This is a genomic window from Streptomyces sp. NPDC048825, from assembly GCF_043198355.1.
Lineage (GTDB): Bacteria > Actinomycetota > Actinomycetes > Streptomycetales > Streptomycetaceae > Streptomyces > Streptomyces xiangluensis.
Map to the genome: position 1 here is coordinate 131759 of NZ_JBICUR010000012.1, position 15913 is coordinate 147671.

The following is a 15913-nucleotide window of genomic DNA, read 5'->3' on the forward strand; positions in this document are numbered from 1 at the left end:
ATGGGACAGTACAACGCACAGAAGAGTAGCCGATCGAAGGACCGACCCCACAATCGGCTACTGTCAGTAGCGGTGACCGGACTTGAACCGGTGACACAGCGATTATGAGCCGCTTGCTCTACCGACTGAGCTACACCGCTGCGATGCGATCGGACCGCCTCACGGCGAAACCTCACACACCAGAGCCCCAATACGGAATCGAACCGTAGACCTTCTCCTTACCATGGAGACGCTCTGCCGACTGAGCTATTGGGGCGAGCGATGAAGACATTACACGCTCGGCAGCCGTTCGCCCAAATCCGTTTCGCCGTACCTGTCCGCCCCCGTTCCCGGCCTTCTGCGCAGCTCCCAGGAACTCCACAAGCGCTCCAACAGCCCCGTATGCACGGCGGACCACACCGGTACGACTATTCCGCTCCTCCTCGAAGCGCGCTGCCCGCCACCCTAGGCTCGACTCACGCTGCGTGATCACATGTTCTCCCTGCGCAGCCGCACCGAGACCCAGGAGCGCGATGCCCGACAGCCGGCCGCAGCAGCCCCCTTCGTCGTCGGGTTCCTCGTCGGACCGCACCGACGGCTCCGCCCTGCTGCTGTGCGGTGCGCGGCTCACCGACGGCCGGACCGTGGACGTGCGGCTGGGCGGCGGGCGCATCGAGGCGGTCGGCACGGCCGGCAGTCTCAGCATGCACACCGCGCGTGTGGACCTCACCGGCTATCTCCTCCTGCCCGCCCCCACGGAGCCGCACGCCCACGGCGACACGGCCCTGTCAGCGGACGGCGACGGTCCGGTCTCGTACGACGATCAGGAGGTCCAGCGCCGTACGACCGAGGCTGCCCTGCTGTATCTCGGGCACGGGGCCACGGCGCTGCGTTCCCACGTGCGCGTCGGCGACGTCCAGGGGCTCGGCGCGCTGGCGGCGGTGCTCCAGGCGCGGCGCGCGCTGCGGGGACTCGCCGAGCTGACGGCGGTGGCGATGCCGCGGGTGCTGACCGGGCTCGCCGGGGCCGAGGAGCTGGCGATGCTGCGGGACGCGGTAAAGATGGGCGCCTCCGTAGTGGGTGGTTGTCCGGATCTCGACCCCGATCCGACGGGGTATGTGGAAGCGGTCCTGGAGGTCGCTTCGGAGCACGGCTGCCCGGTCGATCTGCACACGGACGGTGACGATCCGGCGCGGCTCGCGCGGCTCGCGGCGATGGCGGGCGGGCTGCGGCCCGGGGTGACGCTCGGCCCGTGCGGCGGACTCGGGCGGCTGCCCTCGGAGGTGGCGTCGCGGGCCGCGGACCAGCTGTCCGCAGCCGGGGTGACCGTCGTCTGCCTGCCCCAGGGCGGCTGTTCGGGCGTCGAGCGGCGCGGGACGGCTCCGGTACGCCTGCTGCGGGCGGCAGGGGTACGGGTCGTTGCGGGCAGCGGCGCGCTGAGGGACGTATCGAATCCTGTGGGGCGCGGAGATCCGCTGGAGGCGGCGTATCTGCTGGCCTCGCGCTACGGGCTGCGGCCCGAGGACGCGTACGACGCTGTGAGTTCGTCGGCGCGGGCAGCGCTCGGGCTGCCCGAGGTGCGGGTGGAAGCCGGATTCCCGGCTGAGCTGCTCGCCGTGCGTGGGGACCGGCTGGCGGGGGCGCTGTCGTTGGCGTACAGCCGGATCGTGGTACACGAGGGGCGAGTGGTGGCGCGGACGAATGCGGTGCGGGAGTTCTGCAGCTCGGCTGCTGCTGTGGCGTTGGATCTGCCTCGGCAGGGGCGCGGTGGGGGGCCGTCGTGAGGGTTCACGCGCGCGTGCGCGTGGAGGGTTTTTGGGGTTCACGCGCACGTGGTCGTTTTTGAGGTCCACGCGCGCGTGGACGTTTTTGAGGTCCACGCGCGCGTGCCGGTGTTTTCACCTGTACCGATGGCGGGGGGGCGCCGACGGGCCCGCCCACGAGGGCTTCGGCCGTCAGAAGCCGCCGCTCAGCATCCCGCCGGTGAACGGGTTGCCGGGGCCCATGAACGCTCCTCCGGGCACCTCAGTGGCGTCGGACGGGGCGCTGACGTCGGACGCCTTGCCGAAGGTGAGGACGAGCGGGAGCCGAGCGCCCTGCGGCTTGTCCGCAAGAGCAGCGAGGTCGACCGAGACCCGGGTCAGGTCACCGTTCTTCAGAGAGAAGTTGACGGCGATCTTCTTGTCGGGGGCCTCCTTCAGGTCCTTGTCGGTGGGCAGTTCGGTGCCCGCCGGGAGATCGTCGGTCAACGGCCGGAGCTTGTCGAAGACCCCCGTGAGCAGGTCGCGGAACGAGGCTTTGGCGACGATCCGCTCAGTGCCGTCACTGCCGCCCTTGCTGCTGAAGGTGACCTCGCGCGCGACGACACCGCGTACGGCCTTGAGGATCTTCTGCTGGGTCTTGGTGTCGATCTCCTCGGAGCCCGAGGTGCTCTTGCCGGATTTCTCAAGTTCGGCGTTGTCGACCTTGACCCACTCACCCTCGAGGACCTTCCTGAACTCCTTCTCGCTCTCGGGGAGTTCATCGACCGTGGGGAACGGGATGCCCATCACCTCGCCGAGCGCCTCCATGTCGACGCGGTAGTACGTGAAGTCACCGACGACCCGGAACTCGGCCAGGACGCCTTCGGCGCCCGAGACCCGCATGCCTATACCGACGAGGTCCTTCTCGCCCGAGTCGGCGAGCGGCTTCTTCGACTCTACGGACACCTTGACGCGCAGCCCGGTGAAGAACTTCGCGAACTCGGGCGGCAGTTCCTCGCCCGGCTCCGCTTCCGAGGCCAGCTTCGTGAGCGCGGACGGCTTGGCGTGGAGCCCCAACTCGAAGGAGAGCGACTTCTGTTCGCCGAGTCCCTCAACGGCGCGGTCGACCTTCTGCCCAGCGGTGAGGTTCTCGACCGTGCCGCAGGCGGCCACACCGGCGAACAGAGCGGCCGCGCAACCGGCCGCGGTGAGAGGCTTACGTATGGCAGTCATGGCTGCGGTCCTGGCGATGATGACGGTCTCCTTTTGACGCCACGCGGCGTCACCCTCGTAACTCAGCGATCGCTGTCGTAATTCGTTGATCGCTCAGGAGACTCATGAGTTATCCACAGGGTTGTGCGGCGCGGGTCAGTGTCCGGGCGTACGGTCGAAGACATGCGCATTGTCATCGCTGGAGGTCATGGTCAGATCGCGTTGCGGCTGGAGCGCCTGCTCGCCGCGCGCGGTGACGAGGTCGCGGGCATCATCCGCCGATCCGAGCACGGCGACGATCTGCGGGCGGCCGGCGCCGAACCGGTCCTGTGCGATCTGGAGTCGGCCTCGGTCGAGGAGGTCGCCGCGCATCTGCAGGGCGCCGACGCCGCCGTCTTCGCGGCCGGTGCGGGTCCGGGCAGCGGCGCTGCCCGCAAGGACACCGTGGATCGAGGGGCCGCCGTCCTCTTCGCGGACGCGGCGATACGGGCCGGCGTTCGGCGGTACGTGGTGGTGTCATCCATGGGCGCGGACCCGTCGCACCCCGGGGACGACGTCTTCGACGTGTACTTGCGCGCCAAGGGCGAGGCCGATGCGTACATACGCGGCTTCAACAGCCTGGACTGGACGATCCTGCGTCCCGGAATGCTGACGAACGACGCAGGCACCGGTCTCGTGCGCCTGGAGGCATCCACCGGGCGCGGGCCCATACCGCGCGATGACGTCGCGGCCGTCCTCGCGGAGCTGTTGGACACTCCGGCGACGGCCGGGCTGACGCTGGAGCTGATCAGCGGGTCGGCGCCGGTTTCCGTGGCGGTGAAGTCGGTGGCGGGGAACTGAGGAAGCCGAGTTCGTCGGGCCAGTGCTGTTCGCTCTCGACGCAAGCGGCGGCCGCGTGCGTGGGCCGGTGGTTGCCTGAGTACGTCCTGTCAGCCCTGGCCGAGGAGTTGCCGTGCCCGCCGCCGAGGTTCCCGCCGCACAGGAAACCCTGCTGCGGAAGATGTACGAGGTCTTCAGCACCGCTGAACGCGACACGTTCGTCCCGCACTGCCTGGCCCCCGACGTGGACTGGCCGAACGTCGCCGACGGAGTGCGGCTGCACGGCCACGACCAGGTACGCGCCTATTGGGCGGCGCAGTTCGAGGCCGCGCATCCCCTCGTAAGGCTCGAGGGGATGCGCCTCGACGGGGACGGGCAGCGGGTGGTCGCCACCGTGCGTCCGGGGCTGCGGGACGATGAGGGCGATCACTGGGCGGAGGAGCCTGTAGAGCATGTGTACCGCTTCGGTCCGGAGTGTTTGGTGAGCCGTATGGACGTACGGCCGGTCTCCTGACGTCTGGCTTTTCTGGCTGACCTCTGGCAGTCCTGCTGGCCTCCAGCTCAGAGGGGCGGGCAGCCTGGTCGGAAGGGTGCGCGGGATCCGGTTGGGAGAGCATGGCTCTTCCCCCCCTCTCACCCATGCGTCGAACGGAAACCGGCCGGATCGACAGTGCCGGATTCTTCTGCGCCGGTTCCACACTCGCCACCGGCGTACTCCAGGTACATGAAGCGGCCTGCTCAGCCCTGGAGGGGAGAGGGGCCGACGGCAGCTCACGCCGGTGAGTGGGACGGCATCCGGTCGGCGAGACGACATGAAGAGACCCTCTCGGGCCTGCTTTCGCAGGCCCTAGAGGGTCTCTCTCAAAGTGGCGGCGCCAGGATTCGAACCTGGGAAGGCTGAGCCGGCAGATTTACAGTCTGCTCCCTTTGGCCGCTCGGGCACACCGCCGGGGGTTGCTGCCCTTCGAACCGTCTTTCGGCGGTGCTCCGTGGCAACGACGTAAACGATACCCGATGCCCAGGGGTGCTTCGCCACCCGATTGATCGGCACTCGGAGGGTGGGGGGTGACTAGGCTTATGCGGATGCGGCCGGGACCGATGCCGGGCTCGACGGCCGCCCCACGCACCCCGATACAAGGAGCCACAGGACATGGCCGACTCCAGTTTCGACATCGTCTCGAAGGTCGAGCGGCAGGAGGTCGACAACGCCCTCAACCAGGCCGCCAAGGAAATCTCGCAGCGCTACGACTTCAAGAATGTGGGCGCCTCCATCTCTTGGTCCGGCGAGAAGATCCTGATGGAGGCGAACTCCGAGGAGCGGGTCAAGGCCATCCTCGACGTCTTCCAGTCCAAGCTGATCAAGCGCGGCATCTCGCTGAAGGCCCTGGACGCGGGCGAGCCGCAGCTCTCCGGCAAGGAGTACAAGATCTTCGCCTCCATCGAGGAGGGCATCTCCCAGGAGAACGCCAAGAAGGTGGCGAAGATCATTCGCGACGAGGGGCCGAAGGGCGTGAAGGCACAGGTTCAGGGCGATGAGCTGCGCGTCAGCTCGAAGAACCGCGACGACCTGCAGGCCGTGATCGCACTACTGAAGGGCAAGGACTTCGACTTCGCGTTGCAGTTCGTGAACTACCGGTGACATCAAGCTCGTTGCGCATACGGGGAAGGGTGGGCACCCTCAGGTGCCCACCCTTCCCGCCCGCTGGCTGCGGTTTGAGGGTGTCTACTCAGTTGCGCGAGTGGCCGAACAGGATGCGGTAGGCGACCAGCAGGACGAGGGAACCGCCGATCGCGGCGGCCCAGGTGGTGCCGTCGTAGAAATCCTTGGTGATCGGGTTGTCCAGCCAGCGGGCGGATATCCAGCCGCCGATGAACGCGCCCGCGACGCCGATGAGTGTCGTGCCGATGAAGCCGCCCGGATCGCGGCCAGGCAGCAGGAACTTGGCGATGGCGCCGGCCAGCAACCCCAGAATGATCCAGCTGATGATGCCCATACCGTGAACCTGCCCTTCCGTGCTGTGCCCGTGCTGTGATCTTGCTCCCGCAAGGCTGTGCTCATGCCGCTCATGTGCTGTTGTTCGCGGCTTCGCATGTACTGCGGTTCTTGCCGTTGATCGTGTGTTGTTGCTGGGGAGGACGCCCGTGCGGCGTCGACCGGTTGCACTGATCAGCAGGGTGCCGCTCATGACGCAGTCCGGTTCTGGCCGCGTCGGCTCGCCACAGCCCGAAGCGGATCTGCGGCGGACGCTCGCGCGTCGGCGACGCCGTGGTCATCGGTCTCGGGGAGATGGTCGGCGCAGGGATCTTCGCCGCTCTCGGGCCAGCGGCGCATGCGACCGGATCCGGGCTGATGGCGCTCACCGCAGGTGCGCACGTCTGGCCGGGGGTGTCGGTGGTTGTGAGCGCGGGTGTGCTGGGTGTAGGGGCAGTTGCGTACAAAGGACAGAAGTGGCTGGTCTCGCGGCAGAGCGGGCGGGGCTCTGGTCGGCAGGGGCGGCACAGGCTGAACGACGCCCGGAGTGGACGCCTCGCAGCGCACGCTACGGAGGTGCGTTCGCGGGCTCCGGAAGTGAAGGTCGGCACCAGGGCCTGGAGTGGTGGGCCTCAGTGGCGACACTCGTCATCAATTGCTCGATCTCCGTCATGGGTTCATAGTGCCCGGCGCCACTGACAATCCGGCGGGCTGTGGATAACTAGTGCGGCGCTAGGCGAGGCGGACCTGGATGCCTTTGGCCGCAAGAAATTCGAGGAGCTCTTCGAAGGTCCAGGGCCGGTTGTCGATACGCGGCGTGAGACCGAGGCAGGTGCGGGCGACCTCCGCGTCGTGCCAGACCAGGTTGAAGGGCCAGCCGGCTCCCCAGCCGCCGCAGATGCAGTCGGCCAGCGCGTCGAGACCCCAGCCGAAGTAGCCCCCGGGTCCGTTCACCGCCTCGCCGAGTGCGCAGAAGAAGCCGGGCTCGTCGGTGATGTGACAGCCGTCGAGGTGGTACGTACAGCCGGGTGCAGCGTCCGGTTTGTGCGCGACATGGTTGTCCCGCACCGTGTTGAGCCAGTAGCGACGTCCCTCTGTGCCGCACCGCGCCCAGGAGTTGGGCCGAGCCGGGCGTCCGTCGTCCCACAGCTCCCAGACCTCCCGGGCAGCGTTCGGCGGCCGCTCGGACCACGGTTCCAGCGTGAGGTCCACCAGGCCGCGGCCGGAGGGGATCCACGCGATGAGCTCGCCCTCGACGGCGCACTGAATGGCGCGGCCGGATACGTCGAGGCGGATCAGCTTGGCGTGCCCGAGGTCTTCCTCGCCGGCGTTCAGCGCCGTACGCAGGGCTCCTTGCGGAGAACAGCCGAGCAGCCGCACGGACGGTTCGACGAGGTCGGGTCTGCCGTTCTCGACGTATGCCAGATCCCGGCAGCTGCCCCGCTCTTCGTCCTCCGCACCGAGCAGCCGGTAGCCCGGGGAGAGCGGCGGGCACTGCGGATAGTCGAACGAGTTGTGCGGGGACTGGCGCGCCTCGATCGTGATGTCGAGCAGCGACAGGTCACGCGCGCACGGGCGGTCGCTGAGGACACGTACGTCCTCCAGGCACCACTCGTCGACCCGCTCGCCCTTCTTGTCGAGGATCTGCAGAGCGAGGAAGCCGAGCGGCGCCGAGCCATCGGCACGCGCGCCTGCGAGGGCGGTATTCAACTCCCCTTCGGGTGCGCAGCCCAGCAATGCGTACGTCGCGCGCGCGGGAGGACGCGGATCGCCGAAGAGGTTCTCGGCGTCCGCGCACAGGGCCCAGATCTCGTCGTCCTCGGCCTCGACGTCATAGGCCGCCAAGGCGTACTTCGGCTGCCGCACCCTCGCGCCGCTCTACCAGCGAGACGTCGCGAACGGCTGGTCCGTCCGCACGATTTCGCGTCCCAAGGGGACCAGCGACACCGGGATCAGCTTGAAGTTGGCGATACCCAGGGGGATGCCGATGATCGTGGCGCACTGGAGGACACCGGTGACGATGTGGGTGAGGGCGAGCCACCAGCCCGCGAGGATCAGCCACAGGATGTTGCCGATGAAGGAGGCCGCGCCCGCACCAGAACGCTCGATCGTCGTATGTCCGAACGGCCACAGGGCATAGACGCCGATACGGAAAGCCGCGATGCCGAACGGGATGCCGATGATCGTGATGCACAACAGCACGCCCGCGAACAGGTAGCCGAGGAACAGCCAGAAGCCGCTCAGCACGAGCCATATGACGTTCAGGATTGTCTTCACTGGTGGTGACCTGCCATCTGCTCTAGCCGGGCAATACGCTCCGCCATCGGCGGATGCGTGGAGAACATCCTGGACATCCCCTGGCCCGGACGGAAGGGATTCGCGATCATCATGTGGCTTGCGGTCTCGATGCGCGGCTCGGGGGGCAGCGGAAGCTGCTTCGTACCCGCTTCGAGCTTGCGCAGGGCGCTCGCGAGGGCCAGCGGGTCGCCGGTGAGCTGAGCGCCTGACGCGTCGGCCTCGTACTCCCGGGAGCGGCTGATGGCGAGCTGGATCAGGGCGGCGGCGAGCGGGCCCAGGATCATGATCATCAGCATGCCCAGGAGGCCGGGACCCTCGTCGTCGTCGGAACGGCCGATCGGGATCAGCCAGGCGAAGTTGACCAGGAACATGATCACGGAGGCGAGGGCGCCGGCGACCGACGAGATCAGGATGTCGCGGTTGTAGACGTGGCTCAACTCATGGCTGATGACGCCGCGCAGCTCACGCTCGTTCAGGATCCGCAGGATGCCGTCGGTGCAGCAAACGGCCGCGTTGCGCGGGTTGCGGCCCGTCGCGAACGCGTTGGGTGCCTCGGTCGGTGAGATGTACAGGCGTGGCATGGGCTGGCGGGCCTGCGTGGAGAGTTCGCGGACCATCCTGTAGAGGGCCGGGGCCTCGAACTCACTCACCGGGCGCGCGCGCATCGCGCGTAGCGCCAACTTGTCGCTGTTCCAGTACGCGTACGCGTTCGTGCCGATCGCGATGAGCAGCGCGACGACGAGGCCCATACGCCCGAAGAAGCTGCCGATGACGATGATGAGTGCGGACAGTCCCCCGAGGAGTACGGCGGTCCTGAGCCCGTTGTGCCGGCGGTGCACGGTACGCCCTCCAAGTTGTGCGGCAGGGGAACCCTTTGCTTGCTGATCTCTGTCACTGATTCCGTGCTTCCACGGTCCAGTGGACCCTCCCTCACTGGTCAACGCCAGGCGGGAAGCCCTAGTTCCCTTGTGCGCGCGGCGGCGCGGGTGGGCCGTCCGGGTGAGTGCGGCAACGCCTGACACGCGCGCGTGCGGTTCGGGTGCCCGACGCGCGCGTGCCGGATGCCGTCAGCGGCTCAGAAGAGGCCGGTGTCCGAGAAGCGCAGGACCAGCTGGGGTGCTCCGGAGAGGGCGACTCCAAGGACCGCGGTCAGTGCGATGGCGGCGGTCAGCGGGACCGGGACGCGGTGCCTCTCGGGCTCTCCTTCGGGAGCGCGGAACAGGAGCGTCGTCCACTGGAGGTAGTAGAAGAGCGCGATCACGACGTTGACGGCCATGACCACGGCGAGCCAGCCGAGGCCCGCGTCCACAGCCGCCGAGAAGACGGTGACCTTGGCGAAGAGGCCGATGATGCCCGGCGGCAGGCCTGCCAGGCAGAGCAGGAAGAAGCCCAGGACGAGCGCGGAGAGGGGGCGCGAGGCGTACAGGCCGCGGTAGTCGCTGATGCGGTTGAGCGGCTTCGTGCGGGCTACCAGGGCGGCAACGGCGAAGGCTCCGAGGTTCACGGCGGCGTACATCAGGGCGTACGCGACGGTGGAGCCGATGGCCTTCTCGGCGTCCTGCGAATACGCGGCGGCAGCGATCGGCACCAGGAGGTAGCCGGCCTGGCCGACGGAGGACCAGGCGAGCAGGCGGACCGCGCTGTACGCGCGCGTGGCCTGTTGCCGCAGGGCGCCGACGTTGCCGATCGTCATGGTGAGCGCGGCGAGGGCGGCGAGCGCCGGTCCCCAGACATCCGCGTACGACGGGAGGGCGATCACGGTGACGAGGATCAGCCCGGTGAAGCCGACCGCCTTGCCGACGACCGACAAATAGGCGGCGACCGGCAAAGGCGCCCCTACGTAGGTGTCGGGCACCCAGAAGTGGAAGGGCACGGCGGCCGTCTTGAAGGCGAAGCCGACGAGGGTGAGGACGACGCCCGCCTGGGCGAGCGTGTGCAGTTGTCCGTCGACGTCCTGGATCTTGGTGGCGATCTCAGTGAGGTACAGGGTGCCCGTCGATGCGTAGACGAAGCTGACGCCCATCAGGCTCACGGCGGTCGCGGTGACCGAGGACAGGAAGAACTTCAGGGCCGCTTCCGAGGACTTCCGGTCGCCGCGCTTTATGCCGACCAGAGCGAAGGCGGGCAGCGAGGCGACCTCCAGGGCGACGATCAGGGTCGCCAGGTCGCGAGAGGCGGGGAGCAGGGCGGCGCCGGCGGCCGAGGAGAGCAGCAGGAACCAGAACTCCCCTTCGGGGAGTTCCTTGTTGGCGTCCTTCAGTGCCGTGACGGAGAGAAGGGCAGCAAGGAGGGCTCCACCGAGGACCAGGAACTGGATGACGAGCGTGAAGCGGTCCGCCGTATAGCTGCAAACGCCTGGGTCGCCGGTCAGGCAGAAGGTGGAGCGGTCTCCGTCCAGGAGGGGCAGCAGCATCAGAGCGGACACGGCGAGTCCCGCGACGGAGGCCCAGCCGAGCAGAGCCTTCTTGGCGTCGCGCACGAAGAGGTCGGCGACGAGCACCACTAGGCCGGCGACCGCCGCGATGGTGGGCGGCGCGATCGCGAGCCAGTCGACGGACTGGACCAGGGACTGGGCCAGAGGCTGGGCCAGGCTACTCATCGGGTGCCTCCTGCGAGGAGCTGCTGCACTGCCGGGTCGCTCAGACCGAGGAGAGCCTTGGGCCAGAGTCCGGCGACGACGGTGAGGGCGACGAGCGGGGTCCAGGCGGCGAACTCGTACGTCTGGACGTCCGCGAGCCCGGGGCTGTCCTGCGGAACGACGCCCATGCAGACGCGGCGTACCACGATGAGCATGTACGCGGCGGTGAGGAGGGTGCCGAATGCGGCGATCGCCATGAACGTCAGGAACGCGGGCCGGCTGAGGTCGTCGGCGGGATCGAAGGCGCCGAACAGCGCCAGCATTTCGCCCCAGAACCCGGCGAGGCCCGGCAGCCCGAGCGAGGCGACGGCCCCGAAGGCGAGCAGACCGCCGAAGCGCGGGGCCTTGCCGTAGAGGGCGGCGCCGGTCTTCTCCGCGAGTGCATCGAGGTCGGTCGTGCCCGTACGGTCCTTGAGCGCGCCGACCAGGAAGAACAGCAGGCCGGTGATCAGGCCGTGGGCGATGTTCGCGAACAGCGCGCCGTTCACGCCGGTCGGGGTCATCGTCGCGATGCCGAGGAGTACGAAGCCCATGTGGCCGACGGAGGAGTACGCGATGAGGCGCTTGAGGTCGCCCTTCGCGCCCTGCTTGGCGAGCGCCAGGCAGGCGAGGGATCCGTAGATGATCCCGACGACGGCGAAGGCGGCGAGGTAAGGCGCGAAGGTCCGCATGCCGTCCGGCGTGATGGGCAGCAGAATCCGGACGAACCCGTACGTACCCATCTTCAGCAGTACACCGGCCAGCAGGACCGAGCCGACGGTCGGCGCGGCGGTGTGCGCGTCCGGCAGCCAGCTGTGCAACGGCCACATCGGCGTCTTGACCGCGAGCCCGATTCCGATTGCCAAAACGGCGATGACCTGCACGGATGTGGTCAGCGACCGGACGTTGTCAGTGGCGAGTGCCACCATGTCGAATGTGCCGGACTTGAGCCCGACGAGGAGCAGGCCCAGCAGCATGACGACGGAGCCGAGCAGTGTGTAGAGGATGAACTTCCAAGCGGCTTGGGCCCGTTGCTCACCGCCCCAGCGGGCGATGAGGAAGTACATCGGGATGAGCACCATCTCGAACGCGAGGAAGAAGAGCAGAAGGTCGAGGACGGCGAAGGTCGCGAGGGTGCCGGACTCGAGGACGAGCAGCAGTGCGACGAAGGCCTTCGGGGTCGGGCCCGAAGGCATCTTGAAGTAGGAGTACAGCGCGCAGAGGAAGGTCAGCAGCGCGGTCAGGACCAGAAGGGGGAGGGAGATGCCGTCGGTGCCGAGGTGGATCCGCACGTCGAGTGCGGGGATCCAGCTGATGTCCGTCGTGGCCTGCATCTTCGACGGCTGGTCGTGGTCGAAGCCGAGCGCGAGGAAGATCGCGGCAATGAGTACGGCGCCGGTGACGGTCACGCCGTGGCGCAGCACAGCTTGCTCGGGGGACTTCCCCTTCAGCCCGGGCGGGGCAGGCAGGAGAGCGGCGGCGGCACCGATGAGCGGACCGACGACGATGAACGCCAGAAGGAACTGCATCACTGACTCGCTGATATCGATCACGCCTGCTCACGCTCCCGCGGTGGCGACGAGGAGGGCGGCGACCGCCAGGACGACGGTGCCGGCGAGCAGGGCGCTCACATAGGTCTGCACATTGCCGGTCTGGGCGCGTCGGACGGCGGCGCCGAGCAGGCGGGGCAGCGCACCCGCGCCGCGTACGTAGGTGTCGACGACCTCGCGGTCGAGGAACCGGACGAGCGTGGCTCCGGCCTGGACCGGGCGGACGAAGAGGGTCGCGTAGACGGCGTCGAGGTGGAAGCCGACGGCAGCGTGGCGGTGCAGCGGTCCCAGGAGCAGACGTCCGGGGTCCGCCGGGTCGGGCGCGGAAGCCACGTCTCCGTACGCGGGCGCATGGCTGGCGATGGCCTCGGCCTCGACGAGTCCGGCGTCGCCCTCGGGGTGGGCCGCGACTGCACCCAGCGGGACGCGGGCCGCGAGCGCGGTGGTGTGCCGCCAGGCACCGTACGTGACGATGCCGCCGGCGAGCGCGACTCCCGTGCCGAGTACGGAGGTGGCCACGGTCGGAGTCAGTTCGTGTCCGTCGAACCAGTCGGGCAGCAGACCAGTGGTGAGCCCGAAGGCGAGCGACGGAACGGCGAGCACCCACAGCACGGCGTTCATGGCGAGGGGCTGCCTGCCGTGGTCGGGGGCTTCGGCTCCGTGGCCGCGGAAGGCGAGCAGCCACAGGCGCATCGCGTACGCGGCGGTGAGCAGGGCCGTGACCAGGCCGGCGACGAGGACGATCCAGCCCGCGGCACCGGGGATGCCCTCGGCGTGACCGGTGGCGGCGTGCTCGGCGGCGCCCAGGACGGCTTCCTTGGAGAAGAAGCCGCTGAAGGGAGGGATCGCGGCGAGGGCGAGGAGCGCCACGGTCATCGTCCAGTAGGCGTCGGGGACGCGGGCGCGCAGGTCCTTCATGCGGGACATGGCGGCCAGCGAGTTGGTGCCGGCGGCGTGGATGATCACGCCCGCGGCGAGGAACAGCAACGCTTTGAAGGCGCCGTGTGAGAGGAGGTGGAAGACGGCGCCACCGCGGTCGCCGACGGCGAGGGCGCCGGTCATGTAGCCGAGCTGGCCGATCGTCGAGTACGCGAGGACGCGCTTGATGTCGTCCTGGGCGAGCGCGGCGAGCGCCGAACCGGCCATCGTGACGGCGGCCATGACGGCGAGGACGAGTAGCGCAGCCGAGGAGGCGGCGAAGACCGGAAGGAGCCGGGCGATGAAGTAGACGCCGGCGGCGACCATCGTCGCGGCATGGATCAGCGCGGAGACGGGTGTGGGGCCCGCCATCGCGTCGGGCAGCCAGGAGTGCAGTGGGAACTGCGCCGACTTGCCCGCCACGCCGGCGAGCAGCAGCAGGGCGATCAGCGTCGGATGGTCGAGTCCGCCGCTCGCGACCGTGCCGAGGACGGTCCTGATGCGGAAGGAGCCGGCGTCGGCGGCGAGCGCGAACAGACCGATCAGGAAGGGGAGGTCGCCGAGCTTGGTGACCAGGAAGGCCTTCAGGGAGGCGGCGCGTGCTTCCGGGGTCTCCCAGTAGTGGCCGACGAGGAAGTACGAGCAGATGCCCATGATCTCCCAGCCGACCAGGAGCACCATCAGGTCGCCGGAGTAGACGACGAGCAGCATCGCGGAGGTGAAGAGGGAAACGAGAGCGGCGTACGAGGGGTAGCGCGGATCGTCGCGCAGGTAGCCCGTCGAGTAGATCTGCACGCAGGAGGCGACGACGCCGACCAGGACGGCGACGAGGGCGGCGAAGCCGTCGATGTGCAGGGCGAGTTCGATGGGGACCGAGCCGGTGGGCGTGAGCTCGGTGGCGGCGTCGACGGCTTGGTCGCCGCCCTGGCGTACGGCGACGACGACGGCGAGCGCCAGGGAGACCAACGAGGGCAGGACAGCGAGAGGACGTACGAAGCCGGGTGCCGTGCGGCCCAGGAGCAGACCGGCCGCGGCGCCCAGGAACGGAAGGAGGGGGACGAGAACGGCGAGGGTGGTCGTGGTCACGCGGTGGCCTCAGCCTTCTCGGCCGTCGTGGACGCGGCGGATTCGGGGGCGTCGTCGCTGTCGTCGCCGTCGTCGGTCTCGGCGGTGTCGCGGAGCTTGTCGATGTCCGAGGTGCCGCGGTTGCGGTGGACGGCGAGGACGATCGCCAGGCCGATGCCGATCTCGGCGGCGGCGATGGCGATGGTGAACAGGGTCAGGGCCTGGCCGGAGTGCAGGGTGTCCTGGGCGGTCTTGCTGAGCCAGACGTCGAAGGCGACCAGGTTGAGGTTGACGGCGTTGAGCATCAGCTCGACGGACATCAGGACCAGGATCGCGTTGCGGCGCGCGAGGACTCCGTACAGCCCCGTGCAGAAAAGAAGGGCGGAGAGCACGGCGGGATAGGCGAGATGCATCAGCGGGCGCCTTCCTTGGGTGCCTTGCGCGAGGGCTGTGTGGGCTGCTCGTCGGGGGTCGCCTGGCCTGCGGGCTGTTCGGTGGGCGCCTCCGTGCCCGAAGGCCGGGTGCCGGGTGCCGTGTCGCCCGGTGGGCCATCGCCGGCGGCTGCCTTGCGGGAGAGGACGATCGCTCCGACCAGGGCGGCGAGCAGCAGGACCGAGAGTGCCTCGAAGGGGAGCACCCAGCTCCGGAACAGGCTCGCGCCGGTGTCCGCGGTGGAACCGGCGGCGGCGCCGTCCAGGTCGATCCAGGTTGTCCGGAAGGCGTCGACGACGACCCAGACGAGGGCGGTGGCCGCGGCGACGGCGACGGTCAGGGCGGCCCAGCGGTTGCCGGAGTCGGCGTCCGGCGACCGGCCGATGGGGGCCTTGGTGAGCATCAGACCGAAGAGGAGGAGCACGACGACGGAACCGACGTAGATGAGGACCTGCACCCAGGCGATGAACTCGGCCGTGAGCAGGAGGTATTCGACGGCGAGGCCGCCGAGCGTCACGACCAGCCACAGGGCGGCGTGGACGAGTTGCCTGGTGGTGACGGTCACGACGGCCGCGCCGAGGGTGACGAGGCCGACGAGGAGGAAGGCGATCTCAACGCCGGTCGGGGAGAGGAAGCCATTGGTTTCGGCGGCGGTGGTCGTCGCCGGCGATGCGGCGGCGACGGCGGCGAGGCTCACGCTTCTCCCTCCTTCGGCGCGGTCGGCTCCGCCCCGGGGGCCTGTTCGTCCGCCCGGGCTGTCTGTTCGGCGGCGAGCTTGTCGGCGGTTTTTCGGGCGGCGGTGAGTTCCTTGGGTTCCTCGGCGGAGGGATCGAGGGCCGGTGGGGCCGGGACGGTCCACATCCACTCGCGGAGCTTGTCGCGTTCGTGAGTGAGTTCGTGGATGTCGGTCTCCGCGTACTCGAACTCCGGGGACCAGAACAGCGCGTCGAAAGGACACACCTCGATGCAGATACCGCAGTACATGCACAGGGCGAAGTCGATGGCGAAGCGGTCGAGGACGTTACGGCTGCGCTCGCGGCCTCCGGGGGCGGCGGGCGGGACCGTCTCCTTGTGGGAGTCGATGTAGATGCACCAGTCCGGGCACTCGCGGGCGCACAGCATGCAGACCGTGCAGTTCTCCTCGAAGAGGCCGATGACGCCGCGGCTGCGGGGCGGGAGTTCGGGCTGGGCGTCCGGGTACTGCGCGGTGTGCGCGCGCTTCGTCATCGCGCGCAGGGTGACGGCCAGGCCCTTGGCGAGGCCGCTGCCGGGGATGCGGGACCGAGTGGGCGGGAGGGACTCAGCCATG

Annotated in this window: 15 protein-coding genes and 3 tRNA genes; 4 read left to right on the forward strand and 14 right to left on the reverse strand. The window is 68.9% G+C overall.

Going from position 1 to position 15913, the window contains the following annotated elements; all coding sequences use genetic code 11:
• Positions 1-67 precede the first annotated feature (67 nt).
• A tRNA-Met gene (locus ACGFNK_RS27475) sits at positions 68-140 on the reverse strand.
• 43 nt (positions 141-183) lie between these two features.
• Positions 184-256, reverse strand: a tRNA-Thr gene (locus ACGFNK_RS27480).
• A 256-nt stretch (positions 257-512) separates the two neighbouring features.
• On the opposite strand from ACGFNK_RS27480, the gene ACGFNK_RS27485 reads away from it, so the two are divergent.
• Positions 513-1763, forward strand: a complete 1251-nt coding sequence (locus ACGFNK_RS27485; RefSeq protein ID WP_393420067.1) for an amidohydrolase family protein — start codon at positions 513-515, stop codon at positions 1761-1763.
• A 171-nt stretch (positions 1764-1934) separates the two neighbouring features.
• Here ACGFNK_RS27485 and ACGFNK_RS27490 read toward each other — a convergent pair whose 3' ends face one another.
• The gene (locus ACGFNK_RS27490; RefSeq protein ID WP_393420069.1) at positions 1935-2954 is read right to left on the reverse strand and encodes a hypothetical protein; all 1020 of its coding nucleotides are present in this window, start codon (positions 2952-2954) and stop codon (positions 1935-1937) included.
• 162 nt (positions 2955-3116) lie between these two features.
• Between ACGFNK_RS27490 and ACGFNK_RS27495 the strand changes: the two genes are divergently transcribed.
• Positions 3117-3773, forward strand: a complete 657-nt coding sequence (locus ACGFNK_RS27495; RefSeq protein WP_393420071.1) for an SDR family oxidoreductase — start codon at positions 3117-3119, stop codon at positions 3771-3773.
• Positions 3774-3885: 112 nt separating this feature from the next.
• Positions 3886-4266, forward strand: a complete 381-nt coding sequence (locus tag ACGFNK_RS27500; RefSeq protein WP_393420073.1) for a nuclear transport factor 2 family protein — start codon at positions 3886-3888, stop codon at positions 4264-4266.
• A 353-nt stretch (positions 4267-4619) separates the two neighbouring features.
• Here the strand turns inward: ACGFNK_RS27500 and ACGFNK_RS27505 are convergent.
• Positions 4620-4701, reverse strand: a tRNA-Tyr gene (locus ACGFNK_RS27505).
• A 201-nt stretch (positions 4702-4902) separates the two neighbouring features.
• Here ACGFNK_RS27505 and ACGFNK_RS27510 point away from each other — a divergent pair.
• Positions 4903-5391 (forward strand): YajQ family cyclic di-GMP-binding protein, encoded by a 489-nt coding sequence (locus tag ACGFNK_RS27510; RefSeq protein ID WP_386340809.1) that lies wholly within the window; start codon positions 4903-4905, stop codon positions 5389-5391.
• 88 nt (positions 5392-5479) lie between these two features.
• On the opposite strand, the gene ACGFNK_RS27515 is transcribed toward ACGFNK_RS27510, so the two are convergent.
• From ACGFNK_RS27515 to ACGFNK_RS27560, 10 genes are all read right to left on the reverse strand, one after another.
• Entirely contained in the window at positions 5480-5746 is a 267-nt protein-coding gene (locus ACGFNK_RS27515; RefSeq protein ID WP_386340807.1) for a GlsB/YeaQ/YmgE family stress response membrane protein, read from the reverse strand.
• A 710-nt stretch (positions 5747-6456) separates the two neighbouring features.
• The gene (locus tag ACGFNK_RS27520; RefSeq protein WP_393420075.1) at positions 6457-7590 is read right to left on the reverse strand and encodes a barstar family protein; all 1134 of its coding nucleotides are present in this window, start codon (positions 7588-7590) and stop codon (positions 6457-6459) included.
• Between the two features lie 12 nt (positions 7591-7602).
• The gene (locus ACGFNK_RS27525; protein WP_386340803.1) at positions 7603-8001 is read right to left on the reverse strand and encodes a YccF domain-containing protein; all 399 of its coding nucleotides are present in this window, start codon (positions 7999-8001) and stop codon (positions 7603-7605) included.
• Entirely contained in the window at positions 7998-8861 is an 864-nt protein-coding gene (gene htpX, locus ACGFNK_RS27530; RefSeq protein WP_393420077.1) for a zinc metalloprotease HtpX, read from the reverse strand. The genes ACGFNK_RS27525 and htpX overlap by 4 nt, the downstream gene beginning before the upstream one ends.
• A gap of 236 nt (positions 8862-9097) precedes the next feature.
• Positions 9098-10621, reverse strand: coding sequence for an NADH-quinone oxidoreductase subunit N (locus tag ACGFNK_RS27535; RefSeq protein WP_393420079.1), 1524 nt, complete (start codon positions 10619-10621; stop codon positions 9098-9100).
• Positions 10618-12192, reverse strand: coding sequence for a NuoM family protein (locus ACGFNK_RS27540; RefSeq protein ID WP_393420081.1), 1575 nt, complete (start codon positions 12190-12192; stop codon positions 10618-10620). Before ACGFNK_RS27540 ends, ACGFNK_RS27535 begins: the two co-directional genes overlap by 4 nt.
• A 6-nt stretch (positions 12193-12198) precedes the next feature.
• A complete protein-coding gene (locus tag ACGFNK_RS27545) occupies positions 12199-14193 on the reverse strand; it encodes an NADH-quinone oxidoreductase subunit L (RefSeq protein ID WP_393420083.1) in 1995 nt (664 codons plus the stop codon).
• Positions 14190-14585, reverse strand: a complete 396-nt coding sequence (gene nuoK, locus ACGFNK_RS27550; protein ID WP_393420085.1) for an NADH-quinone oxidoreductase subunit NuoK — start codon at positions 14583-14585, stop codon at positions 14190-14192. Before nuoK ends, ACGFNK_RS27545 begins: the two co-directional genes overlap by 4 nt.
• Entirely contained in the window at positions 14585-15301 is a 717-nt protein-coding gene (locus tag ACGFNK_RS27555; RefSeq protein ID WP_393420087.1) for an NADH-quinone oxidoreductase subunit J, read from the reverse strand. The genes nuoK and ACGFNK_RS27555 overlap by 1 nt, the downstream gene beginning before the upstream one ends.
• On the reverse strand, positions 15298-15912 hold the full coding sequence (locus tag ACGFNK_RS27560) for a 4Fe-4S binding protein (RefSeq protein WP_393420089.1): 615 nt from the start codon (positions 15910-15912) through the stop codon (positions 15298-15300). Before ACGFNK_RS27560 ends, ACGFNK_RS27555 begins: the two co-directional genes overlap by 4 nt.
• Position 15913: the final 1 nt, after the last annotated feature.